At 70.9% G+C, this 24,938-nt stretch carries 25 protein-coding genes; 11 read left to right on the top strand and 14 right to left on the bottom strand.

Annotated elements, in window-relative coordinates; translation table 11 throughout:
* Positions 1–96: 96 nt before the first annotated feature.
* The 4 genes from tgmC to ACOTKD_RS16895 form a co-directional block, all read right to left on the bottom strand.
* Positions 97–1,299, bottom strand: coding sequence for an ATP-grasp peptide maturase system methyltransferase (tgmC, locus tag ACOTKD_RS16910; RefSeq protein WP_424889765.1), 1,203 nt, complete (start codon positions 1,297–1,299; stop codon positions 97–99).
* The gene (gene tgmB / locus ACOTKD_RS16905; RefSeq protein ID WP_424889764.1) at positions 1,296–2,258 is read right to left on the bottom strand and encodes an ATP-grasp ribosomal peptide maturase; all 963 of its coding nucleotides are present in this window, start codon (positions 2,256–2,258) and stop codon (positions 1,296–1,298) included. Before tgmB ends, tgmC begins: the two co-directional genes overlap by 4 nt.
* A gap of 3 nt (positions 2,259–2,261) precedes the next feature.
* Complete coding sequence (tgmA, locus tag ACOTKD_RS16900; RefSeq protein ID WP_424889763.1) at positions 2,262–2,519, bottom strand: putative ATP-grasp-modified RiPP; 258 nt, start codon at positions 2,517–2,519, stop codon at positions 2,262–2,264.
* Between the two features lie 129 nt (positions 2,520–2,648).
* Entirely contained in the window at positions 2,649–2,921 is a 273-nt protein-coding gene (locus tag ACOTKD_RS16895; protein WP_424889762.1) for a hypothetical protein, read from the bottom strand.
* Between the two features lie 181 nt (positions 2,922–3,102).
* Here ACOTKD_RS16895 and ACOTKD_RS16890 point away from each other — a divergent pair, with 181 nt between their 5' ends.
* The 10 genes from ACOTKD_RS16890 to ACOTKD_RS16845 all read left to right on the top strand — a co-directional run bounded on the left by ACOTKD_RS16890 (position 3,103) and on the right by ACOTKD_RS16845 (position 14,942).
* On the top strand, positions 3,103–4,350 hold the full coding sequence (locus tag ACOTKD_RS16890; RefSeq protein WP_424889761.1) for a helix-turn-helix domain-containing protein: 1,248 nt from the start codon (positions 3,103–3,105) through the stop codon (positions 4,348–4,350).
* Complete coding sequence (locus ACOTKD_RS16885; protein ID WP_424889760.1) at positions 4,347–4,889, top strand: flavoprotein; 543 nt, start codon at positions 4,347–4,349, stop codon at positions 4,887–4,889. Before ACOTKD_RS16890 ends, ACOTKD_RS16885 begins: the two co-directional genes overlap by 4 nt.
* A gap of 237 nt (positions 4,890–5,126) precedes the next feature.
* On the top strand, positions 5,127–6,113 hold the full coding sequence (locus ACOTKD_RS16880) for a hypothetical protein (RefSeq protein WP_424889759.1): 987 nt from the start codon (positions 5,127–5,129) through the stop codon (positions 6,111–6,113).
* On the top strand, positions 6,110–6,457 hold the full coding sequence (locus tag ACOTKD_RS16875; protein WP_424889758.1) for a DUF6247 family protein: 348 nt from the start codon (positions 6,110–6,112) through the stop codon (positions 6,455–6,457). Before ACOTKD_RS16880 ends, ACOTKD_RS16875 begins: the two co-directional genes overlap by 4 nt.
* Positions 6,458–6,574: 117 nt before the next feature.
* Positions 6,575–7,000 carry a GntR family transcriptional regulator gene (locus tag ACOTKD_RS16870; RefSeq protein ID WP_424889757.1) on the top strand — a complete coding sequence of 142 codons (426 nt, stop codon included), beginning with the start codon at positions 6,575–6,577 and terminating at the stop codon, positions 6,998–7,000.
* A 21-nt stretch (positions 7,001–7,021) separates the two neighbouring features.
* A complete protein-coding gene (locus tag ACOTKD_RS16865; protein WP_424889756.1) occupies positions 7,022–7,960 on the top strand; it encodes an ABC transporter ATP-binding protein in 939 nt (312 codons plus the stop codon).
* Positions 7,957–9,012 carry a translation initiation factor IF-2 gene (locus ACOTKD_RS16860; RefSeq protein ID WP_424889755.1) on the top strand — a complete coding sequence of 352 codons (1,056 nt, stop codon included), beginning with the start codon at positions 7,957–7,959 and terminating at the stop codon, positions 9,010–9,012. The genes ACOTKD_RS16865 and ACOTKD_RS16860 overlap by 4 nt, the downstream gene beginning before the upstream one ends.
* A gap of 269 nt (positions 9,013–9,281) precedes the next feature.
* Positions 9,282–11,846 carry an RNA degradosome polyphosphate kinase gene (locus ACOTKD_RS16855; protein WP_424889754.1) on the top strand — a complete coding sequence of 855 codons (2,565 nt, stop codon included), beginning with the start codon at positions 9,282–9,284 and terminating at the stop codon, positions 11,844–11,846.
* 133 nt (positions 11,847–11,979) lie between these two features.
* On the top strand, positions 11,980–13,098 hold the full coding sequence (locus ACOTKD_RS16850; protein ID WP_424889753.1) for a CHAD domain-containing protein: 1,119 nt from the start codon (positions 11,980–11,982) through the stop codon (positions 13,096–13,098).
* Positions 13,099–13,238: 140 nt separating this feature from the next.
* Entirely contained in the window at positions 13,239–14,942 is a 1,704-nt protein-coding gene (locus ACOTKD_RS16845) for a recombinase family protein (protein ID WP_424889752.1), read from the top strand.
* A gap of 117 nt (positions 14,943–15,059) precedes the next feature.
* On the opposite strand, the gene ACOTKD_RS16840 is transcribed toward ACOTKD_RS16845, so the two are convergent.
* The 4 genes from ACOTKD_RS16840 to ACOTKD_RS16825 all read right to left on the bottom strand — a co-directional run bounded on the left by ACOTKD_RS16840 (position 15,060) and on the right by ACOTKD_RS16825 (position 18,604).
* The gene (locus ACOTKD_RS16840; RefSeq protein ID WP_424889850.1) at positions 15,060–16,502 is read right to left on the bottom strand and encodes a replication initiator; all 1,443 of its coding nucleotides are present in this window, start codon (positions 16,500–16,502) and stop codon (positions 15,060–15,062) included.
* 236 nt (positions 16,503–16,738) lie between these two features.
* Positions 16,739–16,939, bottom strand: a complete 201-nt coding sequence (locus ACOTKD_RS16835; protein WP_424889751.1) for a hypothetical protein — start codon at positions 16,937–16,939, stop codon at positions 16,739–16,741.
* Positions 16,926–18,236, bottom strand: a complete 1,311-nt coding sequence (locus tag ACOTKD_RS16830) for an FtsK/SpoIIIE domain-containing protein (RefSeq protein WP_424889750.1) — start codon at positions 18,234–18,236, stop codon at positions 16,926–16,928. The genes ACOTKD_RS16835 and ACOTKD_RS16830 overlap by 14 nt, the downstream gene beginning before the upstream one ends.
* The gene (locus tag ACOTKD_RS16825; protein ID WP_424889749.1) at positions 18,236–18,604 is read right to left on the bottom strand and encodes a hypothetical protein; all 369 of its coding nucleotides are present in this window, start codon (positions 18,602–18,604) and stop codon (positions 18,236–18,238) included. Before ACOTKD_RS16825 ends, ACOTKD_RS16830 begins: the two co-directional genes overlap by 1 nt.
* 172 nt (positions 18,605–18,776) lie before the next feature.
* Between ACOTKD_RS16825 and ACOTKD_RS16820 the strand changes: the two genes are divergently transcribed.
* Positions 18,777–19,553, top strand: a complete 777-nt coding sequence (locus tag ACOTKD_RS16820) for a GntR family transcriptional regulator (protein WP_424889748.1) — start codon at positions 18,777–18,779, stop codon at positions 19,551–19,553.
* 678 nt (positions 19,554–20,231) lie between these two features.
* Here ACOTKD_RS16820 and ACOTKD_RS16815 read toward each other — a convergent pair.
* The 6 genes from ACOTKD_RS16815 to ACOTKD_RS16790 form a co-directional block, all read right to left on the bottom strand.
* Positions 20,232–20,522: a hypothetical protein gene (locus tag ACOTKD_RS16815; protein ID WP_424889747.1), complete on the bottom strand. Its 291-nt coding sequence runs from the start codon at positions 20,520–20,522 to the stop codon at positions 20,232–20,234.
* Between the two features lie 152 nt (positions 20,523–20,674).
* The gene (locus ACOTKD_RS16810) at positions 20,675–21,034 is read right to left on the bottom strand and encodes a hypothetical protein (RefSeq protein WP_424889746.1); all 360 of its coding nucleotides are present in this window, start codon (positions 21,032–21,034) and stop codon (positions 20,675–20,677) included.
* 600 nt (positions 21,035–21,634) lie between these two features.
* Positions 21,635–21,913, bottom strand: a complete 279-nt coding sequence (locus ACOTKD_RS16805) for a hypothetical protein (RefSeq protein ID WP_424889745.1) — start codon at positions 21,911–21,913, stop codon at positions 21,635–21,637.
* 851 nt (positions 21,914–22,764) lie between these two features.
* Positions 22,765–22,959, bottom strand: a complete 195-nt coding sequence (locus ACOTKD_RS16800) for a hypothetical protein (RefSeq protein ID WP_424889744.1) — start codon at positions 22,957–22,959, stop codon at positions 22,765–22,767.
* Positions 22,960–22,967: 8 nt separating this feature from the next.
* Positions 22,968–23,537, bottom strand: a complete 570-nt coding sequence (locus ACOTKD_RS16795; protein ID WP_424889743.1) for an ATP-binding protein — start codon at positions 23,535–23,537, stop codon at positions 22,968–22,970.
* Positions 23,538–23,646: 109 nt separating this feature from the next.
* Entirely contained in the window at positions 23,647–24,867 is a 1,221-nt protein-coding gene (locus ACOTKD_RS16790; RefSeq protein ID WP_424889742.1) for a helix-turn-helix domain-containing protein, read from the bottom strand.
* Positions 24,868–24,938 lie beyond the last annotated feature (71 nt).

Here is a 24,938-nt window from a genome sequence, read left to right as displayed (position 1 = left end):
CCGACGACTCTGGGGCCCGTACATGAAAACTGTCTGAGGGAGCACTGAAAACGGGCCGAGAAGTCTGTTCGGTCGGTATAAGGCTCTCGCGGCGGTTCAGGCCGGCAGCGCCCAGCCCGGCCCGTCCGGTGACCCGAGCCAGACCCGCTGATGGCGGGGCGTGACAGTCAGCCCGAACTCGTCCTGCGGTGGCTCCCCGGCCTTCCGCCACGTGCCGATCGCCTCTTCGACGGCGTCCCACAGCCGCAGCGGGCCGCCCTGGCGGACGAGGTAGCCGTCCTGCCCGTCCGGTACGAGCGTGGCGAACGACTTGCCCGAAAGGTCGACCAGGTGGTCCAGCATCGGGCCGTCGTCCGTGGCCATGCCCAGGTACTGGGCGCCGGGGACGGCGAGCTGAGCGACGAACTGAGGTGTCCAGTCGCTCAGCACCTCGGGCCCGACGCGTGCCGGCCTTTCCTCGGCGGCCTGGACGAGGAGGCCGGAGACCCCGGTGAGCGAGGGCGCGGCCTGCGAGCGGGCGATCATGAATGACACCGTGCCGGGCAGGAACCGGCCCTCGGCCCTGCCGCCGTCGCCGACGGTCAGCCGGACCAGGCCGGAGCCGTACAGCCACCCGGACACGGTCGTCACGATGGTGCCCCCGGGGCGGACCTGCTCCAGCCATGCCTCCGGGATGCTGCGCACCGAGCAGAACGCGATGAGCTTGTTGTAGGGCGCGTTGCCCGGGCAGCCGAGCAGGCCGTCTCCCGTGATGACGGCGGGGTCGTACCCGGCGGCCTTGATCCCGGCGCGGGCGCGTTCGGCGGCGGCCTCGTCGGTCTCGATGCCGGTGACCTGCTCGCTGCTCAGCCGCTCGCACACCAGGGCCGTCGAGTAGCCGGTGCCCACGCCCACGACCAGGACCCGGTCGCCGTTCCGGGGGTCCAGGTCCTGGAGCATGCGCACGAGCAGGCTCGGCAGGGTGGACGACGAGGTCGGGTCACCGAGGACCGGGCCTTCGACGTCCCCGGGGTGCACGTGGCCGTCGAGCTGGGTCACGAGCGTGTGATCGGTGTAGACCTCGTGCAGCCACGCATCCGCCTCGCCGGGTCCGGGGACGACCGGGGCCCACAGGGTGCCCTGGGGCGTCTCGGCGCGGCGGAAGAACGCGCGGGTGAATTCGTGCCGGGGGACGGTCTCGACGACCGCCCGCCAGGCCGCCGACCGCAGGTGCCCGCCGCGTTGCAGCTGCTCGGCCAGCTTCTTGCGCTGCTCGGCGGCGCGGACCTCGTCCACCGCGACGGGGGCGTGCTCGGTCATGCGGGGGTTCCCTTCTCCAGCAGGTCGGCCAGGGCGGCGGTAATGGCCCCGGTCGTGTGGTCATCGACGAACGCCCACTGTCCGTTGGGGTTGCACTCGTAGAAGCGCCACACCCCGTCCCGGCCGAGGGCGAAGTCGAACGCGCCGAAGGCCAGCCCGAAGGCGTGCAGGTAGGTGCGGATGCCGGTCCGGACCGGGCCCGGCACGTCGATGGGGTCGTAGGTGATCCGGTCGTAGTCCCATCGCCAGTCCAGGTGATCGCCGTCGATGGTGATGCGGGTGGCGAACAGCTCGTCGCCGACGGCGGCTATCCGTACGTCGGCGGTCTTGCCGACGACCTGCTGGAACAGGTGGGGGCAGGCGGCCACGCCGTCGCCGATCTCGCCGGCGTCGACGGGACGCACCCAGATCGTGCGCAGCTCGCCGCCCTGGCGGTACTCGGTGGAGCGCAGCGGCTTGTACACCACCGGGCCGTGCTCCTTCGCGAAGGCGCGGGCGGCGCCGGGGTCGTTCGTGATCAGGGTCGGGGGGACTTCGAGTCCGGCCCGCAGGGCGGTGGTGATCTGGCGGGGCTTGTACTCGGCGCCGGAGTTGCGGTGCGGGTGATTGACGTACAGGCAGTGGGGGAGGGCCGCCAGGAGGCCGCCGAGACCGTGCCGGACCTGGGCGGCAGCGAATTCCCGGTCTTGGCCGTCCAGGCCGCCGGGGGCCGTGTAGCGGGACGGGCGCCGGTGGTAGACGGCCCTGGCGTCCCCCAGTTCCAGGAAACGAGTCGGGGTGCTGAGCGGGCCGTGCCAGGTACGGCCGGTGCCCGCGTGGGCGGAGAACGTCACGTCGCCCGGCCTGCCGGGGTCGAGCCGCACGACCGGGACATCCCGGCCGTGCAGCTCGGTGATGACGTGGTCCGCCGTCAGGTCGTCCAAGGCGGTGAGGACGACGACCGGACGAGGAGAGGCCATCGGTCAGTCCTGGTCGCTTTCCTGGTCGTGGCCCTCGTCGCTGTTCGACGGGCCGCTCCCGTCGCCCTGGCTGGTGCGGGTCTTGGTCTCCTTGCCGGTGCCGGTCCCGTGCTTGCCCATCTCCGCGGCCCGTCCTTGGGCGTCCCGGTAGACGGTGGTCTGCGAGATGGGGTCCAGGGCCACGGCAGTGCCGGCGGCGGGGACCAGCGTCGGGTAGGGCTCCATGCGGGTCAGGCCCCACGGCCGGACGGTGCTGTCCATGAGCGCTTCCTTTCCTCGATCGCTTGCGGACTGGTGTCCGTCCCGGTCCTGATCGCGCAAAATCTGTGCGCCTGCCGGGCCGGTACGGCGGGATGTGGCTGATGTTTCCCTGCGGCGGCGCGAGGCCCGTCACTCATACCAAGTCAGCGGGACCACCGGGTTGATCGGCCGCGCTGCGAGCCGCGGGGAGTTGACCCTGACCGACGCACTCAGCCGCTCCGCGTCCGTCGCGGGCCGTACGACCTCCGGGGCGGCTTCCCACTCGCACCCGCCGCGGGGCGGGCGGAGCTGGAGCCGCGGGCCCTCGTGGCCCATCACCTGACCGACTTTGCCCCAGCGGGTGTCGACTACGAACGTGCCCGTCCGGGGTACGTGACCGTCGGAGCGGTCGGATGCGGTCATCGGCGCACCTCGCAGCCATGGGGCCGGGTGAAGAGGTCGTGCATTGCTGGCGCTCCTTGTCCGTGTCGGCCATGCCCGCGAAGCGATTGCGCGGTGCCCGAGTACTTGCACCGTAGAGGCGCTATAACGGTGCGTAGGCACGCGGATTGCGTGCGTTGCGGACCTGAATCGCGAGGGCCGGATGGATACGAGGGGCATCGGTCGGCGCATCGCCTACTGGCGTGGTCGTAGAAACCTGACGCAGACCGACTTCGGCGCGCTCATGGGCCAGTCACGCCGCTGGGTACAAGATCTCGAAGGCGGCCAGCGGCAGCAGGACCCGAGGCTGTCGGTGGTGGAGCGCGCGGCCCAAGTGCTGCGAGTCCCGCTGGAGCTCTTGTTGTCCGATGAGGCCGTCGGCGGTGGCGCGTGCGCCGATGCGGAGGAGATCGAGGCGATCAGAGAGGTTCTTCAACGCCACGAGGTCATCACCGGCACCTGTGCGGACGACGGGCGGGAGCCCTTGCCTGTTGAGGTGCTGCACCGGAACCTGGCCTACGGCCGCGCGGCGTTTCAGGCGGGGCACTTCGCGAGTCTGGGGCGTCTGGTCCCGGAGCTTCTGGCCGACGCGAACCGGGCAGCTGCTCGGCATGAAGGGAGCGAGCAACTTGCCGCCTTCGCCGTGCTGTCACTGTCTCTGGAGCTGGCCGAGGCCGTGGCCGTGAAGTACGGCGACGGAGCCCTGGCGTGGCTGGCCGGACATCAGGCGGTCGCAGCGGCCGAACGGTCCGGTGCGCCGGTCATCATGGCCTCGGCGGCACGGCACCTCGCAGATGCAATGACCCACCATGGGCAAGCGCGAGCGGCCGCTGCGTTCGCGGTGGCCGCGGCCGACCGATTGGAGGCGGAACTCCTCGTCCGCGGACCGGATGGGCTGAGCGTGCTCGGCATGCTGTACCTCAAAGCAGCGATGGCGCTCGCCGCGGCCGGTGAATCCGCCGACCGAGACTCCGCATCGGCAGCCGCGGCTGTTCCCTCGTTGCTCGACCAGGCAGACGAACATGCCGCGCAGCTGGGCAACGACGGCAACGCCGTCTGGACCGCTTTCGGGCCGACCAACGTCCGCCTCTACCGGGTCGCCGCGCACGTCCGTCTGTCCCAGGGGGCCGAAGCGGTGGCTGTTGCACACGGCATCCCCGGCCCGGCTCGGGCAGCTCTTCCGCGTGAGCGCCGTGCCCACCATCTCGCCGATCTCGCCCGCGGCTACACCCAGGCCGGCCGTCGGGAAGAGGCGGTGAACACACTTCTGGAGGCGGAGCAGGAGGCGCCCGAGGAGGTCCGCTGCCGTCCGCACTCCCACGCGCTCGTCGAGGATCTGCGGCTTCTCGGAGCCGGGTCGGCCGAGGGGCGCTTGCGAGCGCTGGCCGGACGTTGTGGACTGCCGGAATGACGAATCGGACGCTCTATCTGATCGCTTGTGCCGCCCCGCCCGCCCGGCGTCTCGACGTCGCCGTCCGGGCCGCCCAGGCCGCCGGCTGGGATGTCTGCCTGATCCTCACCCCGTCTGCCCACCGGTGGGTCACGGAAGACGCCCAGGGAGAATTCGAACGGCTCGGTGAGCTGACCGGCCACCCCATCCGCCACCAGTACAAGTTGCCTTCGCAAGAGGATGTCCTGCCTGCGCCCGACGCGTTGCTCGTCGCTCCGCTGACCGCCAACACCTTCAACAAGTGGGCAGCCGGAATCAGCGACACCCTGGCTTTGGGCCTCATCACCGAGGGGATTGGGCTCGGTCTCCCCATCGTTGCGCTTCCGCACTGGAACGATGCCCAAGGGCGGCACCCTGCTGTCGCTCGTAACGTCGAGACACTGCGGGCGGCCGGTGTCACCGTGCTTCTCGGCGAGGGTGGCTTCGTCCCCCACAAGCCGAAGCAGGGAAACCTCGATGCCTACCCGTGGCAGGCTGCCATCGATGCCCTTCCGGCCTAGCTGCCCGGCAGGGGCGTCAGCAGCGCGCAGCGTAAGGGATGGGCGGAGCGGAACGCCCTGACCAGCAACGTGATTCACCCGGTGGGGGCGGTAGTTGGCCGCAGTGGCGTGTTCGTGCGTGTTTGCGGGCTACGGTGCGCGCATCGGGTTGCTTCGTCAGGAACCGAGGCGACCCCCGGCGGTGCAGCAACACCGGCTCGGGGGTCTACACCCGCAAGGAGAAAGCCGCTCCTAGGAATGCTCAAGCATGCTATCCCTCCTGCGTCCTTCTTCACGCAGGTCTCCAACGAAATCCTCCGCCACCCCCGGCTGTCCTCCGACGCCGTCCGCCTCCTGACCTGGCAGTTATCGCTGCCGGACGGTGCGAACGAACCACTGTCGAAGACCGCGGAGCGCGCAGGGATCAAGAAGATTGCGTTCCTTCGGGCGAAGCGCCAACTCCTCGGCGAGGGTTACCTGCACGAGTGGCGGCTGCAGGGTGAGGGTGGGCGGTGGTCGACCACGCAGCTGGTGTCGAGCGTGCCGTTGTCCGCGGAGGAGGCGCTGGCCGTGCGGGACGGAGGGCGGCGGCCGACGGGCGGGATTCCGGCCGCCGGTGAGCCGACCGGTCGGGCCGTCGGCCGTTCCCCGGAAGACAACAACGGTGAGGACAACTGCCACCCTCCCTCCCCGGCGGTGGAGGAGGCGGCTGAGGGGGCGGTCGAGGCGCGAGGAGCCCGCGCGCTGGCCGCGGTCGTCCGGAACGAGCGGCGGCTGAGGTTGTCGGCGCCGGACGTGGCCCGGCTGGCGCCGCTGGCGGGGGAGTGGTTCCGGCGGGGCGTGCCGATGGCGGAGTTCCGGGAGGCGCTGACCGCTCACCTGCCGCAGGTGGTGCACCACCCGGCGGGCCTGGTCAGGGACCGGTTGCTCCGTAAGATGCCGCAGCCCCCGACGTTCGCCGAGCAGCGTGCCTCGATGCCCCAGGGCGCCGGAGCGGCGCCGTCCCGGGTGGCCGGGATGCGGGAGTGCGGCGGCGATCACGTCCAGCCGAGGCTGTTCCGGCCGGTGGCGGACGAGACCTTGTGCCGGGAATGCTGCCGTGCCGCGGCTGATACGGCAGACCCCGCGGTCGCGGCGGCGCTCCGGGGAGCGGGCGCCGTGCGGGCGGCCCTGCGTGAGGGTGGTGCTCCGGCAGCAGTGAGCCGGGCTCCGTCTGGCAGGCCGTGCCCTGGAGGACCAAGGTGAGCGGGCAGCTGAGCGGCTCCCACGGCCCGCTGATCCCGATGCCGGAGCTGACGCCCGATGCCCTGCGGGCCGCGGTCTCCGAGATCGCCCCCAGTCGTGTCCCCGCCCTGACGCGGCACTTGTTCGAGGCCGCCATCAACGCCCAGAAGACCGGCAGCCTCGCCCCGTTGCGGGCCTTCGTCCACTCCTGGGCCGTATTCGTCGCCATCGAGCGGCAGCCCGAGCGCGCTGCCAGGCTCCGCGAACTGGAGCGGATCGTGGACGAGGGAGAAGCCGACCCCGCCGAGGCGCTCGCCGGGGTCCAAGCCATCCGCGAGACGGCCGAGAGGGAAGCCGGGCTGTGAACGACTGGCGCGTACAGTCGGCTCTCCCAGCCTCCCCGTACGCCGCACAGGCTCCGTTTGACAGGCCGCCGCCCCGTCCCGCACCCTTTCACTAGTCAAGTAGTGAAAGGGGCCCGCGTGGTCGAGTTCCGCATCGACCGGCGCAGTGGGGTCGCCACGTACCTGCAGATCGTCCAGCAGGTCAAACAGGCCCTCCGGCTGGGGCTGCTCGCGCCCGGGGACAAGTTGCCCACGGCCAAGGAGGTCGTCGCGGCCACGGCGATCAACCCCAACACCGTCCTGAAGGCCTACCGCGAGCTCGACCGCGAGGGGCTCGTCGAGGCGCGCCCGGGGCTCGGGACGTTCGTGCGGCGGTCGCTCGCCCGGCCGCAGGCCGCCGCCGGGTCGCCGCTGCGGGCCGAGCTCGCGGACTGGATGCACCGCGCCCGCGAAGCCGGCCTCGAACGGGAGGACGTAGCCGCGCTGCTCGCCTCCGTCCTGGAGGAGGGGTACGAGGAGAAGGACGGCGGGGCCGCGGGGACAGCAGAGCGCGAAGTGAAGTAGCGAGACCAAGTGGGGGAGCGCATGACCGGTCTGACCTTCCAACCCGAGCGGACCGCCCTGGAGGCCGTGGGCCTCGGCGTGCGGTTCCGGCGCCGCTGGGCGCTGCGGGACTGTTCCTTCCGGCTGCCCGCGGGCCGGGTCTGCGCGCTCGTCGGGCCCAACGGCGCGGGCAAGTCCACGCTGCTGTCGCTCGCCGCGGGGCTGCGCCGCCCCACCGAGGGCTCGTTCACCGTCTTCGGCGGCCGTCCCGGCGCCGCGGACGTGCGCCCGCGCGTCGCCTACCTCTCCCAGGACAAGCCGCTCTACCCGCGGTTCACGATCGCCGACACCCTCCGCATGGGCCGCGAGCTGAACCCCGGCCGCTGGGACCAGGCCGCCGCCGAGCGCACGGTCGCCGACGGCGGGCTGTCGTCCGGGGCCCGCATCGGCGACCTCTCCGGCGGTCAGCGCACCCGCGTGGCCCTGGCCCTCGCCTTCGGCAAGCGCCCCGAAGTCCTGCTGCTGGACGAGCCGATGGCCGACCTCGACCCGCTCGTGCGGCACGAGATGACGGCGGCCCTCATGACCCAGGCCGCCGAGCACGCCACCACCGTCGTGATCGCCTCCCACGTCCTCGCCGAGCTCGAAGGGGTCTGCGACTACCTGCTGCTGATAGCCGACGGCCGGGTGAGGCTCGCGGGCGAGGTCGAGGACCTGCTCGCCGCGCACACCGTCCTCGTGGGCCGGCACGAAGGGCCGGACCTGCCGCGGGAGTTCGCCATGCACACCGTCGTCGAGGCCCGCGCCACGGGGCGGCAGCTGACCGCCCTCATCCGGCCCGACGGCCCGGTCGCCGGGCAGTGGCGGGCCGCCGAGCCCTCCCTGGAAGAGCTCCTCCTCGCCCACCTGCGCACCCCCGGCGCGCCCCCGCTCCTCGCCCCCAGCGCCGAACCGCGCCGCGCGCTCGGGACGGCGGCGTGAGCGCCACGACCACCGGCCGTCCCCGTCCTGCCACCGCGTCCGCATCCGCATCCGCGAGCGCCTCGGCCGTACGCCCGCCCCGGGCCCTCGGGCTCGCCTGGGTCGTCTGGCGGCAGCACCGCACCGCCGCCCGGATCGCCCTCGCCGTCCTCGCCGCGCTCTGCGCCGAACTCCTCTGGCTGCGCGGCGCGATGACCGGGTACGTCGCGGAGCACGGCCTGTCCGCCCCCTGCCCCGCCGAGGGCGACTGCACCGCGTACGCGGCCGCCGTCGACGGCTTCAAGCTCCGCTACGGCGACTTCCTCGGCTGCAACGCCCTCCTGCTGGAGTTCCTGCCGCTCTTCGCCGGCATGTTCGTGGCCGGTCCCGTGATCGCACGCGAGCTGGAGAGCGGCACGTACAAGGTGGCGTGGACGCAGTCCGTCTCGCCGCTGCGCTGGTTCGCCGCGAAGCTCGGCCTGCCGGTCGCCGCCCTGCTCGCGGGGGCGTCGGTGCTGTCCGCCGTGTTCACCTGGACCTGGCGGCCCGTGGGGCACCTCGACGACGGCTGGCTGGTGGACGGCACGCGCTGGTACGAGGCGTTCGACGCGCTCGGCCCCGCGCCCGTCGCGGGCGTGCTGTTCGGCGCCGCGCTCGGGGCGCTCGCCGGCCTGCTGGTCAAGCGCACGCTGCCGGCCATGGCCGTGACGGCCCTCGCGTGCCTGCTGCTGTCCTGGCCGCTGACAGCCGTCCGTCCGCATCTGGCGGATCCGCTGACGGAGACCCGGACGTCGTACCTGGAGGTCCGCCCGTTCGCCGGCAAGGACTCCTGGGGTTACGAGCGCGGGACGATCACCGCCTCGGGCAGGCGTCTGCCGGAGGACACGGACTGCCACATGGCCCCCGTGCCCACGGACTGCCTCGCCCGGCACGGTGCTGCCGGCTACTACCTCGACTACCACCCGCCCGCCCACTTCCGGCGCCTGGCATGGACCCAGGCGGGGCTCGTGGCGGCCGCGGCGGGCGCGTGCGCGGCGGGGGCGCTGTGGCGCGTGCGGCGGCTCTGCCCGTGAGGCGGGGCCCCTGAGGTGGGGCTCAGCCCTTGCGCGGCGGCGCCGCGCTCCTGACGCCAGGGGCGCTGCCCCGACACGACGGCTCCGCCGCCCCCGAAGCCGGGCCCTGCCGCCCGCGCCCAGGCGCACTCCCGCCCCATCGGGTGCCCGCGATCCGCCCGCGATCCGCCCGCAATCCGCCCGCAATCCGCCCGCAGTCCGCCGGACAGGACGCCCACACGCCATGTGGACGTTACCCATGATTCAACCGCGGTTGCGAGCCTTGCGGAATGCAGCCCGCTGTGCCCCCCGCACCCGCTCGAAGGCTCCGCGCCGCCCCCGACGCGCCCGGCGTCGACGCGCCCGGCCCGCCTCCGGCGCGGCACCATGGGAACATGACCCAGTCGTCCCGCGCACAGGCTCACGACCAGCAGCACGGCGACCGCAGCGACGACGTCACCGGCCGCCGTGCCCGCACCGGCCGCAGCGACCGCACCGTCCCCGCCGACCGTCTCGCCGAGGCGTACGGGAACCCGCAGCCTTCCGTCGGCTCCATCGCCGCGCACCGGCCCTTCGCCGTCGCCGGCCCCACCGCCTCCCCGGGCCTGGAGCCCGACCTGGACGCCGACCTCGGTCCGTACCCGTACGGCCACGACGTGTACGACGACGACGGCTACGGGCACGACGGTTACGGCCACGACGGCTACGGGCACGACGGCTACGGCTCCCGCCCGGCCCGCGAGCCCGGCCAGGGGGACGCCGGCGACGGCCCCCAGGGCGACGGGCCCCTCCCGCAGGGCCGCTTCCTGGACCGCGAGCGCAGCTGGCTGGCGTTCAACGAGCGCGTCCTGGAGCTGGCGGAGGACCCGGACACGCCCCTCCTCGAACGCGCCAACTTCCTCGCGATCTTCGCGAGCAACCTGGACGAGTTCTTCATGGTGCGCGTCGCCGGCCTCAAGCGCCGCATCGCCACCGGCGTGGCCACCCGCTCCGCCTCCGGGCTGCAGCCCCGCGAGGTGCTGGAGCTGATCTGGACCCGCTCCCGCGAGCTCATGGCCCGGCACGCCGCCTGCTACCAGCAGGACGTCGCCCCCGCGCTCGCGGAGGAGGGCATCCACCTCATCCGCTGGAACGAGCTGACCGACAAGGAGCAGGGCCGCCTCTTCACCCTCTTCCGGCAGCAGATCTTCCCCGTGCTGACGCCGCTGGCCGTCGACCCCGCGCACCCCTTCCCGTACATCTCGGGGCTCTCCCTCAACCTGGCCGTGGTCGTCCGCAACCCGGTCAGCGGGCACGACCACTTCGCGCGGGTCAAGGTGCCGCCGATCCTCTCCCGCTTCCTGGAGGCCTCCCCGCAGCGCTACGTCCCCCTGGAGGACGTGATCGCCGCGCACCTGGAGGAGCTCTTCCCCGGCATGGAGGTGCTCGCGCACCACATGTTCCGCGTGACGCGCAACGAGGACCTGGAGGTCGAGGAGGACGACGCGGAGAACCTGCTGCAGGCCCTGGAGAAGGAGCTCATGCGGCGCCGCTTCGGCCCGCCCGTACGGCTGGAGGTCGAGGAGACCATCGACCCGTACGTGCTCGACCTCCTCGTCCGCGAGCTGAAGATCTCCGACGCCGAGGTCTACCCGCTGCCCGGCCCGCTCGACCTCACCGCGCTCTTCCGCATCGCCGCCCTGGACCGGCCCGAGCTCAAGTACCCCAAGTTCGTGGCCGGCACCCACCGTGACCTCGCCGAGGTCGAGTCGGCCTCCGCGCCCGACATCTTCGCCGCCCTGCGCGAGCGGGACGTGCTCCTGCACCACCCCTACGACTCGTTCTCCACCTCCGTGCAGGCGTTCCTGGAGCAGGCCGCCGCCGACCCGGACGTCCTCGCCATCAAGCAGACGCTCTACCGCACCTCGGGCGACTCGCCCATCGTCGACGCCCTGATAGACGCGGCCGAGTCGGGCAAGCAGGTGCTCGTCCTCGTCGAGATCAAGGCGCGCTTCGACGAGCAGGCCAACATCAAGTGGGCGCGCAAGCTGGAGGAGGCGGGCTGCCACGTCGTGTACGGGCTCGTGGGCCTGAAGACGCACTGCAAGCTGTCCCTGGTCGTGCGGCAGGAGGGCGACACCCTGCGCCGCTACTCGCACGTCGGCACCGGCAACTACCACCCCAAGACCGCCCGGCTGTACGAGGACCTCGGCCTGCTCACCGCCGACCCGCAGGTCGGCGCCGACCTCTCCGACCTCTTCAACCGGCTCTCCGGCTACTCGCGCCGCGAGACCTACCGGCGGCTGCTCGTCGCCCCCAGATCGCTGCGGGACGGGCTCGTCGCCCGGATCGCCAAGGAGGTCGCGCACCACGGCGCCGGGCGCCCCGCGTCCATCCGCATCAAGGTCAACTCGATGGTCGACGAGACCGTCATCGACGCCCTCTACCGCGCCGCCCGCGCCGGCGTGCCGGTCGACGTGTGGGTGCGCGGCATCTGCGCCCTGCGGCCCGGCGTGCCCGGCCTCTCGGAGAACATCCGCGTCCGCAGCGTCCTCGGACGCTTCCTGGAGCACTCGCGGGTCTTCGCCTTCGGCAACGGCGGCGAGCCCGAGGTGTGGCTCGGCAGCGCCGACATGATGCACCGCAACCTCGACCGCCGCATCGAGACGCTCGTCCGCGTCACCGACCCCGCGCACCGGGCCTCGCTCAGCCGCCTGCTGGAGACCGGCATGTCCGACTCCACCGCCTCCTGGCACCTCGGCCCCGACGGCGGCTGGACCCGGCACGCGACCGACAGCGACGGGCAGCCGCTGCGGAACGTCCAGGAGATGCTCATAGACGCCCGGAGGCGCCGGCGTGGCTCAGCGACCCCATGACCCGGCGCCCACGGACACGAGCGCGGATACGGACACGGGCACAGACACAGACACAGACACAGATGTTGACGCGCTTGCCGCGTCCGACGCGCTTACCGCGCTCACGAACACCGCCGCCGGGGGGCAGGACACGATGACGACGAAGTACCCGGCCGTGCGCACCGCCGCCGGTTCAGCCGGCTCAGCCGGTCCGGCCGGTTCAGCTGTTTCCACCGCGACCGGTCCCGCCGGCCCCGCGGGCTCCGCCGACACGGCGACCGCCGGGGACGTCCTGGCCGGCTACCTGCACGGCCAGGCGGTGGAGTTCCTGCGCAGCCTGCGCCTCCACGGCGAGAGCGGCTCCGACGCCGACGAGGCGGGCGAGGCGGCCCGGCTGCTGCGCCGCTCCGCCCGGCGCATCGCCGGCGCCCTCTACGTCTACCGCCCGCTGACGGACACCGACTGGACGGACCAGATCCGTACGGAGCTGGTGTGGCTGTCGGAGCTGCTGGGCCGGGAGCACGCCTACGCGGCGCGGCTGGCCCGGCTGCGGGGGGCGCTGCACCGGCTGTCCGGGCCGGAGGGCGGCGGGGGAACGGGCGCAGGCCTGACGGTCGGGGCCGCCCGGGCCGGCGCCCTGCTGGAACGGCAGCTCACGCTCGCCCGGACGCGCGCCCACTCCGCGGCCCTGCAGGCGCTCGGCACCTCGCGCTTCCACGCCGTCGCCGACGCCGCGGCCCTGCTCGCCTCCGAGGTGCCCCTCGACCCCGGTGCGCGCGGCATTCCGGCCCGCGAGGCCCTGCCCCGGCTCGCCGAGCAGACCCAGCGGCGGCTGGCCGAGGCCGCGGACGCGCTCCCGCTGTCCGTCGCGGGCCACCCGTACAACGCCGAGGCCCTCGCCCACGGCCTCGCCGCCGCCCCGAGCCCCGACGGGCCGCCCGCCGAGGGGCGGCAGGACGCGCCCTGGCACCAGGTGCGGCGGCTCGTACGGCTGCGGCGGTACGCGCAGGAAGTGCTCGACGAGCACCTCCAGACCGAGACCGAGCCCTCCCTCTCCGTACGCCTGCTCAGCGCCGGTCAGGCCCTCGACCGGCACCGCGACGCCGCGGAGGCCGCCGCGGCCGCCGCCGCGGCCGCCCGCACCCCCCGCATCGCCCCGGCCACCGCCTACGCCCTCGGCATCCTCCACGCCGACCAGCGCCACGAGGTGGAGGCGGCGCGCTTCGCCTTCGGGCGGGTCTGGCAGCGGGTCACGGTGGCGGCGCCGTCATGACGACGGAAGCGCCGCTGTACGCGGCGGGCTGCGTGCTGTGGCGGCGGGGACAGGGCGCCGGCCTGGAGATCGCCCTGGTCCACCGGCCGAAATACGGCGAATCGTAGCATCGTCAACTCACGTGCACTACGGTCGAGTTCATGCTGGACACTCGCAATCCGTCGCGCCCGTCCAAGACCTTCTCCCGCTCGTACGTCGCTCCCGCCCTCCAGGCCCATCTGGATGCCGGCGGGAGCGTCGACGAATGGCTCGCCGGACGGACGCCCATCGCATCCATGGCCCGCATCTCCGCGGACAGGCTCACGGGCGACGCGATCGGCGTCGGCCGCCAACACAAGAACAACACCCGTAATGCCGCATTACACAACTGCGCGGTGGTCGTGCATTACGAGGACAACAATCTGACCGCCGCCAAGAGGGAGGTCGAACGTCCCGCATTCCTGCAGATGGTCAAGGACATCACGCACGGCCACGAGGAAGAGACAGGGATCCCGCTGCGCGGATGCATTGCAGTCGAGAGGGAGCGGGTGTACCGCCTTCCTCGGGATTTCATCGCCTTCCAGGACGCGCTGGTCATGGTTGGTGACGGAATCTTCATCGAAGGCAGTCAGATCCTGGATCTGGTCAACGATGACGGGACGTTCATTGCGGGTCTGGTGACTTCCGGGACCGGTGAGCAGGAAGTAAAGAAAATCCGCAAGCGCACCGTGAGGAATGCTGCTGACAGGGCGGAGGAGGGGAAGTCTTATGGCGGTCCCCGCCGGTTCGGCTGGCTCGGGGCGTCCAAGGATCCGTACCGCCTGGGGAACAAACATCGGAATGATGAGGAGTGGCCCTACCTCGTCGAGATGGTCAAGCTTCGCTATGGCGGGACATCGTGGCGGAGTATCACGGCGACGATGAGGAGGAAGGGGGTCAAGACTGCTCGGGGCGGTAACTTTTCGGAGCAGGGGGTGAAGTTCCTGGTCACCAACCCGGCATGGTGGGGCGGGAGGGTCCTGAACGGCGAACTGGTGACGGACGAGTCGGGGGAACCGGTCATCGGTGAATGGGACCACGCCCGTGAGGAGGACGGATGCACGTACGAGATGTGGAAGAGCATCATGGCTGACGTCCGTGCCAACCGGCTCCACCGGGGCATGAAATCAGCCGAGAGCATCACGCCCCCGGCCGAGGAACTCCGCACGCGGTCGTACAAATTCTCCGGATTCCTGCGATGCGGTCGCATCAACGAGCTGGATGAGGTCTGCTACTCCAAGCTCTCCGGGAACAAGGCCACCGGGAAAAACGCCAAATACGGTGACTACTATCGGTGTGGCGATCCGAACTGTAAAGGTGTCGGCCGAAGGGTCGCGCCGGTCGATAAATACCTTGAGGGGCTGATTCTGGCCTACCTGGACAAACACTTCTCCGGCACGACCCCCAAGGTGATTCCGTGGCGCGGTGCGGGGAAGCTGGAGGGTCTGCGCAACCAGCGCAAGAGCATCAAGGATTCGGTCGTGTCCGGGGAGGCTGAATGGGGCGACGTGCACGATATCCTGACGCGCCTGGAGCGGAATATCAAAACCCTCGAAAACGAGGAGCGCCAGCACCTGAAGGCAGAGGCGAAGCGAAACCTGCTGCGCGGCTGGAGCCGCGAGAAGTGGGAGGGAATGGAGTTGGAGGACCGCCGGGCAGTGATTGCCCAGGTCATCACTTCCGTAGTTGTGCTGCCTATCCCGGAGGGTGTCAGCGACAAGGCCCCGTTCAACCCCAACCTGCTCAAGATCTCGTGGCGCAAGGAAAGGCCTGCTACGACTGAGGATCAAGCTCCAGCAGGTGAGCCAGGGTCCGACGCTGCCTGACGCCGATCTCCGGGGCTGAGGCCAGTTGAGCCTCTATCCAGTCGCTCAACGAGACGGTCACCGGCCCGTTCCACGCCTCCGGCTGTGTGCCGGGGGCGTTGGCGTTCCCGCCCTCTTTCAGCGCCACTCCGCCTCGCTTTCCGCGGCCTCCCTGGAGAGGCACCGGTTCTGGGCGAGGTCTTCAGCGATGCCTGCGGCGAGGAGGGCGGCGCCGGGGGTGTGGCCGGAGCCGACGTATCGCCACAGGGCCTCGGTGTCGCCGTCCGGGGTGTCGGCGAGCGGCCCGCGTTGATGGTTGGCACGTTCGGTGCGGAGTGCTGTGTAGGTGGTGGAGTAGGTGCGGGATTTGGTGAGGATGTGGCCGCGATAGCCGAGGGTGTGGGTCCAGGCGCGGAGGCAGAGGGGTGCGAGTTCGGGGAGGCAGCCGAGGCGCCAGCAGGTGTGCATGAGGGTGCGGACGTGCGGGGGCGCGGGTATCGCGTCGATGTCGTCCGGGGTGCGGAGTCGATGGTCGGCGCCGGCTGCGGTGTCGGTGGCGCTCTTGGTGACGTACTTCGCGACGTAGGCGGCTATGGCGTCGTCGGCCAGGCCGTCGGCGTCGTCGAGGGCGGCGCGTAGGGGGCGGGTGTCGAGCTGGGTGCCCCAGCGGAGGTCATGTTCCCCGAGCATCGGGCTGTAGGGCGTCTGGACGGCGATGGAGGCGGCTGCGGTGTGCACGGCGGTCGTGAGTGCCTCGGTCGTGCCCCAGGGCGGGGGTGGGGTGTGAGGTCCGTCGGGTCCGTCGAGGCGTACGACGGCGTGGACGTGGACGGCGGCGCGGCGCTGGTATTCGGCGACTTTGGCGAAGGAAAGCCGGGCGTGCCTCGGAAAGTGAGACTGCGGGATGCCGGCGATGGTGGCGAGGTGTCGGCGGGTGGCGCGGGCGAAGCGGTCCCAGAGCTGTCCGGCGTGCGCGTGCCACAGGACGTGCCCCACATAGTCGTAGCAGGCGGGGCACAGGGGCTGGCCGACGAGGGGTTCGTCTCCGGTGTGGTGGGCGGTGCAGCTCAGGGGCGCCCCGTGGGGGCAGGAACCGGCGTCGCGGCGAGGACGGCAGCGCTCACCGTCGGCGGTGGCTCGGTGGACGGGGCCGAAGCTGGGGGCGGTGAGGGTGACGAAGAGCCGGGGGCGGTCACGTACGTCTTGGGGAACGGTTTTGCCGCCGGTGAGGCCTGCGCGGACGAGGTGGAAGGTGTCGCCGGCGTGGAGGCGGGAGCAGGGCGGGCAGACGGAGGCGCGGCGGTTGCGGCAGCGGACCAGGAGCCGCTCCCCGGGCTCGGTGCGGGTGTCGTAGTGGTGGAGGATCTCGCCGGTCGTGGCGTTGCGGGTGGTGGTGTGGCCGGTGAGGTGGACGGGGTGGGCGCAGCCGCCGGTGGAGGTGATCTGCTCCAGCAGGCGGGGCAAGAGCGGGTCTCCTGCGAGGCGGATGACGTCTTGGTCGACGGTGGGGAGGTGACGTAGGCGCGCCGCAGTGTCGAGTGCGGCGCGCCGGTCAGCGGGGGTGGTGAGGTCGGCGCGGATGGTGGGGGCCTCCCGGGGTGAGCCGCCGAAGCGGCAGGGCGAATGGGGCGTGGTGGGCCGGTGTCGTCCATGGCGTTGGCCTTTCTGCCGGGGGTGGGTGGTTCAGCGGATGGTGCCGGTGCCGCGGCAGCAGCGGCAGCGGCGCCGGCGGCCGGTGCAGGTCTTCTCGTAGCGCTCGCCCTTGCAGGCGGGGCAGCGCACGGGGCGCATGGGCATGGGCGGGGGTTCTCCTGGGGCTAGGTGCGGGTGAAGCCGGAGAGGAACCAGTTCAGGAGGCCGTTGATGGTGAGGATCACCGGGGTCTGTCCGATGTAGATGCCGAAGACGGCGATCAGGACGGCCTGCCACCAGCGCACGTCGCGGGAGCGGACGAGTAGCACGGTGATGGCACCGAAGATCAGGGCGAGGAAGAGCGCGGAGCCTTCACTGACCTCCATCGCGCCCCACCCCCAGCTCGTAGAGGGCCTTGTGGACGTCGAGGAGTTCGGGCGTGAGGTGAGCGTGGGTGACTGCGGCCTTGCGGGCTTCTTCGACCGTGGTCAGGTGCGAGCGCGCACGATCCCACCCGCCATCCGGCCCGGTGCACACAGCCACGCCCTTCTCCTCCGGAGTGATCGATTGAGCAACGGCGACGGCGTCCTTGTTGAGATCGCCGAGGGTCATCTCGGCGGTGCCGGGGTCGTTGACCCGGTGACAGATCCGGCCCGACAGCTGGGCACGTAGGGCGGTAACGCCGGGGCCGAGGTCGGAGCCCATCCGTTGCCCGGCAACGATCAGGTAGAGGCCGAGGGCCGCGCCGAGCTGAGCGATCCGCAGCAGCAGCACCGAGCACCGCTCCGCCTCCGCCTTCCCCTCCCGCGTGCCGTCCGACAGGTACAGCTCGGCGAGCTCATCGACCAGGGTCACGATGGGCACCGGCCGGACCTTCTCCGGGAGTTCCCAGATCGAGCGGACGCCGTGGCTGCGGCAGGCCTCCATGCGGAGCTGCATCCGGGCCACCAGGGCGTCGAGTACGGCGATGGCTTCCTTGCGGTTGGTGGCGAGGGCGGAGAGGCGGACGTCGAACAGGCCGAGCTCCATGCCGCCCTTGCAGTCGATGCCGACCAGGGCGACGGGTTGTGGGGCGAGTTGCGTCACGATCCGCGCAAGGAGGGTGGACTTCCCGGACTGCGTGGCCCCCACGATCAGCCAGTGGGGCACCGTGCGGAGGTTCATCACCCAGGCTCTGCCGGATTCGCAGATGCCCAGCAGCGCTGACAGCAGCGGCACTCGGGCCGAGGCGAGACCAGGCTTCTGCAACGGGTCGCCGGCCGTGGCCAGGAGGTGGACCAGGCCACGCTCCGGTGACGTGACCCGCACGGCGTGCACGCGCCAGGCGTGAGCCAGGGCGTCTGCGGCTTGGATGAACGGGGTTGGTGTCTGGCCCGGGTGGAGCCGGACGATCAGGCTCAAGCCGGTGCGGGTGGCTTTGGGGAAGGAGATCCTTGGTGCCACCGGCCGCAAGGCTTCGCCCTTGACGATCAGGTCACCGACCAGGCCGCGGGCCGGGCGGGGCGAGACGGCCAGGTCGTTGAGGACAGCGACCTTCCGCCAGGTCCGCACGACGCGTAATGCGGTGACCGGGTAGCCGGTGAGGTACCAGAACCACACCGGGTACCGCTCCCGCGCGTACGCCCCGACGACCACGGCCCAGGCGAGGGCGGCGAGGAGGAACGCGAGGGTGAACGGTCCCATCACGCACCGCCCGTCTTGCTCGTCGAGGTGCTCGTAGTGGCCGGTGCTGCGGCGGGGGCGGGGGTGATGGCGGCGGCGCGGAAGGCGATCCCGTGCCGGTCACCCATCGCCCAGGCGAACGCCTCCAGCCCGGTCAGCCGCACTTCGACGCCTTCCACGACGCCCTTCGGTTCGCCGGCCACGGCGACCTCGATCACGGAGACGCGGCGGCCGTCCTGGCGGACCATGACGCCGACGGTGTAGATCGTGTTGCCCTCCCGGTCGCGCTTGACCTCCCTCTTCTCCTCCAGGCCGGTCATCTTCGGCTCGGGTGCGACCGCGCATCGCAGTACGCCGAGCCGGGTTGTGTCCACAGGTATGGACTGCATGGGTTGGGCCTCCTAGGCCACTCAGGGACGCCCCTCGCGATCACGAGAGGACGTCACTCGTCCTTACGAGCTATGAGTGTGGAGCCCTATCGGCCCGCAGCGCAAGTACTTATGCTGACGAGTGATGACGCTCGTGTGATGTCGCTAGCAGGATGAGACGAAAGGCTCGTATATGTCGGAGATTCAGCGCCCCGGGGCGCTCTACCAGCAGGTGGCAGCAGCCATCCGGGACGCGATCCTTGCCGGGGAGTTCCCGCCCGGGGCCCCGCTTCCCTCCGAGGCCCAGCTCATCGAGCGGTACAAGGTCTCGCGCCCGACCGTCCGCAACGCCGTCGCCGCCCTCCGGGCCGAGGGCCTGATCGACGTCCAGCACGGCAAGGGCAGCTTTGTCCGCGCCACCGCCCAGCCCGTCCTGACCGTCGAGCGCCGCATCACCCGCACCAGCGCCGGGCACTTCGCCACGCACGACGGGGCGGAGTGGGAGCAGGCGCAGGAGCCGAGCGTTCACCGCACGCAGACCACCGCCGCCACCGGCCGGATGCTGGGGTTGGGGGAGGGGGAGGAGATGTTCGGGTGCGACCGGACCCTGACCGACCCCGCCACCGGAACCCGCGCGCTACACCGGGTGCTGATCCCGCTCGCCACCGCCGAAGGCACTCCCCTGGCTCAGGCCCCGGACACCGAGCCGGCCGCCGCCTACGAGCTCCTCGCCGAGGCCGGGCACACGCTGACGTGGACCGAAACCGTCCAGGCACGGATGCCCCTGCCCGATGAGCGCGCCGCGCTGCAGATCCCCGACGCGACCCCGATCCTGCACACCACCCGCATCACCCACGGCACCGACAACCAGCCCTTGCTCCTGGAGGAGCTGCGCGTCAGCGCCGACCGCGCCCAGGTCGCCTACCGCATCACTGCCGACAAGACGCCCGCACGCCGCGCCCGCGGGTGACCCGTTGAGGGGGATCGGTCGAAATCTTCTTCACTTCCTCAAGGGCGCGCCGTTGGCGCGCCGGGCGGCCGGGGGCGCCCCGGCGGGCTGCGGCCTGGCGGCCGGTCCCGCCGGACGCGCCACCGCCCACGCACACCACAGACCCGCCACGGCGTGAAGAGACGGCGAGCACCCCGGGCCCGGCGGCACGACGCCGGGCAATTCGACTTCCCGACGGTTACCAGCCGCGGTCAGCAGGGGCAGACCGGGAGCCGGCCGATCGTCGGCTGCGGACCGCGGGGGCTTCATGGTCGGTGGCTTGGCTCGCTTCGCGTGACACCGCCGTCGCTGTCTGCGGGAGGGGGACAGCAGCATCGCCGCGGAGTCTCGGGCGGTACTGGCCGTGACGTGGGAAAAAAAGACATCGGTAGCTTGGCTGAGACCGGGATATGGCGCAGGTGCACACGTGGCGGGTGATCGTCCGGCCGCCCCGCCATCGTGGCTGACTGTCGGTGGTGCAGGCCGACATGGGCCACGGCAGACGATGTCTTATTGGCATGCATGCTGGGCGCGGCTGCCCTAGGTCAAGGCTACTTTCGGCGGCATGCACCCCTGGTTCATTGGGGCCGGTTCGTCTCTCGGAAGTGGTCGAGACGAAGCCCCGGGCCGGTCTCGGCCGGGGCTTCGAGTCCGCTGGGGTCAGCGGCGGGCGAGGGTGCAGTCGCTGCCGGCGTTCGCCGGGCTGACGTCGGCGGCTTGGGTGAGCAGGAGGTTGCAGGCCGCCTCGCTGACCGTCGGGAGGCCGGTTGCGCCGACCCTGCAGGCGAGGTCCCCGACGCTGGTGTTGCGGGCGGGGGTGGCGGCTGCGAGCGAGTTGGAGCAGTCGGTGCCGCTGGCATGGGCGGCCGGGGCTGCGATGACCGCTCCTCCGGCGGCCAGGACCAGGGTGCCGAGAGCGGCGGCGAGACGGGTGCGGATGCTTACGGCCATGGGGGTGTCCTCACTGAAGTGGGGGCGAGTCCGGAGCAGGTGGCCGGACTGCAGGGCGATCGGTCACGTCCCGGTGGAGTGACGGCAAGGCAACTGTTGTCGCCTCGGGTGGCGAGCGGTGACTCGGTCCGAGCTGCGTTCCGGACGCCTCATCACGTGGGCATGGGCCGGAACAGCACTGACCGGAAGTGCAGATCCTCGCCCTCGCTTTCTCCGGGCTTGAGGGTGACGAGCTTGGCTTCCTTGCAGTCGTCATCCGGGTAGAGATCGGCATAGGTTTGGGTGCCGACGTTCTCCGGGGAGAACCCATAGTTGGTCGATTCGGCTCCGAGGATGTCGAGGAAGACGCACTCGTTCAGATCCCGTTCCTGAATGTTTGTCGAGTGGTTGCCGTCCTTGTCGTGGTAAGAGAACGAAATGCCGGTCTGGGGCGCCGCGTGCGCGGAACCGGGGACGGAGAAGACCAGGGCGAGAGCGCTCGCGAGGGCGAGCAGCGTGGGACGCGCACGCATGGGGGTTCCCTTCGGCGGTGGGCGCGGGCTGCGCCAGGTCCATGGTGCTGGCATCCAGACCGGAAATAGGCCGATAGGGCCGTTCGGGGGATCAATCCACCCGCCAGCGTGAACCTGGGGAGCGTCGAGTCGCGTTGACGTCGCAGAACGCTGGCCATGGCACAGCGCTGTGTACGCCCGTCGGCCTCGGCGGCCCGGGGGGGGGGCACCCGACCGCCAGCGTTGAGGCGCCTTATAAGCCATCCACCTCCACCCGGCCTCGCCGACTGCAGCCCGCTGGGTGGCACGGCTACGCGCAGCGGCATACATGGCGGGTGATCGGCCGACCGTCGGCTTCGTCGTTGCGCGCGTTAAGGAGGCTGGTAGCGGGGGGAGAGGTGGGGGGCGCGGCTTCGGTGGTCGAGCTGTGCGGCCGGTGGGAGGCCGGGCGCCGTACTCGCGCCGTCGCGGATGCGGGAGCGTGAGGAGACCGCGCCTTCCGGCCGTGGCTGATGGGTCGCGGCAGCTGCCGCGATGTGGCTGAGCCCGGCATGGGCGCATTCGCTCAGCTGATCACCATCGCGGCTGAGCGTCCGGCTGCCCTTGGCCGGTGGCTGAGGCTCAAGCCGCCAGCGGTTCCGGACCGTCCCCGCGCACGAGCTCCGCCACCGCGCGCACGGTTTCCGCCGACCACACCAGCCGGACCACCCCCGACCCGTCCGCGGCCGAACGCGCCGTAGCCCGCGCGCCGTCCAGCGGCACCCCAGCCGCGGTCAGCACCGCCACTAAGTCCGCCGCCGCGTCCGTCGCCTCACGCCAGCCGGCTACGTAGTCCACCCCGCGCACCCACGTCACGTCATCCGGGTCGAACTCCTCGACGTCGAACCCCATCTGACCCATATCCCTTCATTGCGAACTGGACTGGCACCACGAGGGGTTCATCGCACTGACACACGGCGACCACCCCGGTACCATCGGCACCGGGGATCTTGATTGGTCTCCTGCCGGACCACCTCAATGCTTTCCAGGCGCGGGGGTGGTCCGGTTTTGCGTTGTGCGGTTGTTGTGCGCGGCCCTGCTCCGGTTGGTCGCTGACAGTGGAGCAGGGCCGCGGGCGGTGAGGCGACCAGCACCGCCTCCCCTCGGGGTGTGGGGGGAGCCGCAGCGCCCACAGCGGACCGGCGAGATCGCCGTGCGCGCCGTCCCCGAGGGAATCAGAGGGCGAAGGCTGCCGGACCCTCCCGAGGTGAGGCAGCCCCCGCCCCGTCTATGGGGGCGCCCGCCCTTCCCGCTCGCCCCGGCCGTTCACGGAGCATCCCGGTACATGTCATCGGCCACGCCGGGATCAACATGGAACTTGATCAAGGCCCATTGGTAGAACCAGTACCAGCTCTCATCCACCCGTCGAAAGACGCGCAGTGCGACCCTTCGGGCTGTCGATGTCAGTGTCATTACGGCCTTCTCCACGTGTAGCCCGTCGCGTGCGGTCCGGCCCTGGCTGCGTACGTCGCTCAAGGCCGGACCACCGGCAGCGGCTGAAGCAGGCAACCGCCTCCGAACCCATCCGAGGCGAGGAAGCCCGCGCCCCGTCTACGGGGGTGCTTGCCCGCCCCGTTGTCGCCGAACTACGCGATCAAGGATCCGCCGCAGCGCGGCTTCGCTCTCCTCCCGCGTCACCGGAGGCAGGCGCAGACGAAGGCCTTTCAGCGTCTCGTCCAGCCCCGGCTCCAAGAGGCGCCTCCGGGCCGCCTTCATCGCCTCAACTGACGCCAGTACGGCGACGTCTCGACTTCGTCCGTCGGCTGCAGGCGCAGGGGAGATCCGGTCTTGAAGACCAGCACGAACTCCGTACCGCGCGACGTCTCCAAGCTGCGGATGTCCTTGATCTCGCGGATGTCGCCGCTGAGGCTCACCATGTCGCCGCACTGCAGCTGCGTCGCCTTCAAGCGTGCCATCATTCGCCCCTCTCGTGAGTGCCGTTGCCGAGGTCGTCAGAGTCGAGATCGAAGCGGCAGACCACGGTCTTCCCGCCCTGCTCCCCGGGCGCCCACCACAGGGCGTCAGCCAGGTTCTGAACCATCAGCAGGCCTCGCCCCGAGTCGGGAAGCACAGCCTCAGGGAGGTCTCCCACCAGCGCAGGGGAGAAGACCTCCCCCATGGGGAGCAGAGGGGGGCTGGAGTCCTCATCGGTCACTTCGATGAAGGTCCACTTGGGCCAACCCCGGAAGGCGACGTCTACGCGCCTCGGGGCACCGGGCTTGGCAAGGCACTCGTCCGGGGTGGTGTGCTGGACGACGTTGGCGATGAGCTCCGAGACGACCGACCTGGCGTCATCCGCCCGGCTGTGCAGCCCCCAGTCCTGGAAGGTGGTCCGCGCCATGTCGCGCGCCGCCTTCGCTGCATCGGGGGACTCGGCGAAGAGCGTCAGCGCCCGGAAGCGCTGCGCGAGTGCGACTGATCTTGTCTCGTTCGAATCGAGTACCGGGAGGGCCCTCGCCGAACGGGACAGCCGTGTTGGGTCCATCACTGGCCTCCGAAGTCACGGAAGTTCGACTGATGGGACCGTAGGACCGGAGGCCTTGAAATGACCCGGAAAAAAATTCCGGGTTAATCGATTAACTTGCCCTGCTCGCCTACTCCTTGACCACGCCGAGCTTCACGGCCAGCTCTCGCATGTCTCGTCGCCGGCTGCGCTCGTCGAGCCTCTGGGCAAGATCACGGGCGAACTCGTGCGCTCGGATCTGTTCCGGGGCCTTCTCGAACGCCCACTTCAGGTGATTCACGGCATCGTCAGTCCGCCCGGCTTCCCCGAACGCCCTGGCGATGTCGAGCCCTAGACGTGCTTGGCGCTCGACGGGCAGGCCAACCCCGACTCCCCTCATGCCGGAAGCTATCTCGACAGCCGCCCCGATATCCTCGAACTCCAGTGCCGTTGCTAGCCGGTGGATCTTGACGTTGGCAGGCCCGAACCCCGTCCACAGCTCATTGTGATCAGCGCCAAGCCGGTCGGCGGCTTCCTGCGCCTTGCCCAACAGTTCTTCTGTGAGCGAGCGGTTGCCATCCTGAGCGAGCCGGGCCGCCGCTACGGCACCGTTCAGGAACAGCGTCCCGTACACGGACAGCGCCAGGGGGGACGTCTTCCACCAGCCCGAGGGAACTTCGTCCGGCGCCGCCAGAGTGACGTTCACTGCATCTTCCGGCAGGCCCGCCCCTAGTTGCACGTGTGCAACTCCGCGCCGCAGAGCCAGCAGGACGGCCGGATCACCCAGCTCACTGGCCGTGATGTCCCCCTGGTCGACAGCGTTCCACGCCAGGTTGGTCTCCCCGAGCTTCCGGAGGTAGACGGCAGCCAGGTGCAGGGTCAGTGCGAACTCACGAAGGGCTTGATCTTTCTGTGCCCCGGTCGAGTAGGTGTGGACCGCGAGGCGTGAGTCAGCCAGGAGGCCGGGAAGCTTGGAGCCGAGGTTGGCGTATTCCGAGGCCTGGTAAAGGTCCCACGCTTGGTTGACCTGCACTGATACCTGTGCGAGGCGGGGAACCTCCCGGTTGTCGAATAAAGACCCGGACAGCCGACGCGACTGCATGAGTGCGGCACGGATGTTCGGCACACTCGCCCGATGCCCGTCGTGGTCCTCCAGGAGGGTCGGTGATCCTTGGAGGTCTTCCACGTGGACCCGCAGGGCTGTAGCGATATCCGTCAACCTCTTGACGCTGTTGACCGTGAGACGGTCAGCTTCAACCCGGTACACCCAGTCCTCGGAGCGATGCAGCAGATGCCCGAGCTCCCACTGGGTCAGCTTCCGCCGCTTCCGGTAGAACCTCACGCGCTGGCCGAACGTGAGGTGATCAGTCATGCCCCGCATCGTCGCCCTCCCCGGCTACGTCGGGTCGAGTGTCACACGCTGCCCCATGCAACGACAGGCGA

The organism is Streptomyces sp. XH2, assembly GCF_049725035.1.
Classification (GTDB): Bacteria; Actinomycetota; Actinomycetes; order Streptomycetales; family Streptomycetaceae; genus Streptomyces; species Streptomyces roseoverticillatus.
Note: the sequence above shows the minus strand (reverse complement) of the source record. Positions and strands in the feature narration are given on the sequence as shown.

Bases quoted from the DNA above. Each gene is read 5' to 3' on its own strand.
- ACOTKD_RS16895 (WP_424889762.1), bottom strand. From the start codon at position 2,921: ATGACCGCATCCGACCGCTCCGACGGTCACGTACCCCGGACGGGCACG.
- ACOTKD_RS16835 (WP_424889751.1), bottom strand. From the start codon at position 16,939: ATGGAGGTCAGTGAAGGCTCCGCGCTCTTCCTCGCCCTGATCTTCGGT.
- ACOTKD_RS16820 (WP_424889748.1), top strand. From the start codon at position 18,777: ATGTCGGAGATTCAGCGCCCCGGGGCGCTCTACCAGCAGGTGGCAGCA.
- ACOTKD_RS16880 (WP_424889759.1), top strand. From the start codon at position 5,127: ATGCTCAAGCATGCTATCCCTCCTGCGTCCTTCTTCACGCAGGTCTCC.
- ACOTKD_RS16885 (WP_424889760.1), top strand. From the start codon at position 4,347: ATGACGAATCGGACGCTCTATCTGATCGCTTGTGCCGCCCCGCCCGCC.
- ACOTKD_RS16850 (WP_424889753.1), top strand. From the start codon at position 11,980: ATGACGACGAAGTACCCGGCCGTGCGCACCGCCGCCGGTTCAGCCGGC.
- ACOTKD_RS16855 (WP_424889754.1), top strand. From the start codon at position 9,282: ATGCAGCCCGCTGTGCCCCCCGCACCCGCTCGAAGGCTCCGCGCCGCC.
- tgmC (WP_424889765.1), bottom strand. From the start codon at position 1,299: ATGACCGAGCACGCCCCCGTCGCGGTGGACGAGGTCCGCGCCGCCGAG.
- ACOTKD_RS16790 (WP_424889742.1), bottom strand. From the start codon at position 24,867: ATGACTGATCACCTCACGTTCGGCCAGCGCGTGAGGTTCTACCGGAAG.
- ACOTKD_RS16815 (WP_424889747.1), bottom strand. From the start codon at position 20,522: ATGGCCGTAAGCATCCGCACCCGTCTCGCCGCCGCTCTCGGCACCCTG.
- tgmB (WP_424889764.1), bottom strand. From the start codon at position 2,258: ATGGCCTCTCCTCGTCCGGTCGTCGTCCTCACCGCCTTGGACGACCTG.
- tgmA (WP_424889763.1), bottom strand. From the start codon at position 2,519: ATGGACAGCACCGTCCGGCCGTGGGGCCTGACCCGCATGGAGCCCTAC.
- ACOTKD_RS16845 (WP_424889752.1), top strand. From the start codon at position 13,239: ATGCTGGACACTCGCAATCCGTCGCGCCCGTCCAAGACCTTCTCCCGC.
- ACOTKD_RS16805 (WP_424889745.1), bottom strand. From the start codon at position 21,913: ATGGGTCAGATGGGGTTCGACGTCGAGGAGTTCGACCCGGATGACGTG.
- ACOTKD_RS16890 (WP_424889761.1), top strand. From the start codon at position 3,103: ATGGATACGAGGGGCATCGGTCGGCGCATCGCCTACTGGCGTGGTCGT.
- ACOTKD_RS16825 (WP_424889749.1), bottom strand. From the start codon at position 18,604: ATGCAGTCCATACCTGTGGACACAACCCGGCTCGGCGTACTGCGATGC.
- ACOTKD_RS16865 (WP_424889756.1), top strand. From the start codon at position 7,022: ATGACCGGTCTGACCTTCCAACCCGAGCGGACCGCCCTGGAGGCCGTG.
- ACOTKD_RS16795 (WP_424889743.1), bottom strand. From the start codon at position 23,537: ATGGACCCAACACGGCTGTCCCGTTCGGCGAGGGCCCTCCCGGTACTC.
- ACOTKD_RS16810 (WP_424889746.1), bottom strand. From the start codon at position 21,034: ATGCGTGCGCGTCCCACGCTGCTCGCCCTCGCGAGCGCTCTCGCCCTG.
- ACOTKD_RS16830 (WP_424889750.1), bottom strand. From the start codon at position 18,236: ATGGGACCGTTCACCCTCGCGTTCCTCCTCGCCGCCCTCGCCTGGGCC.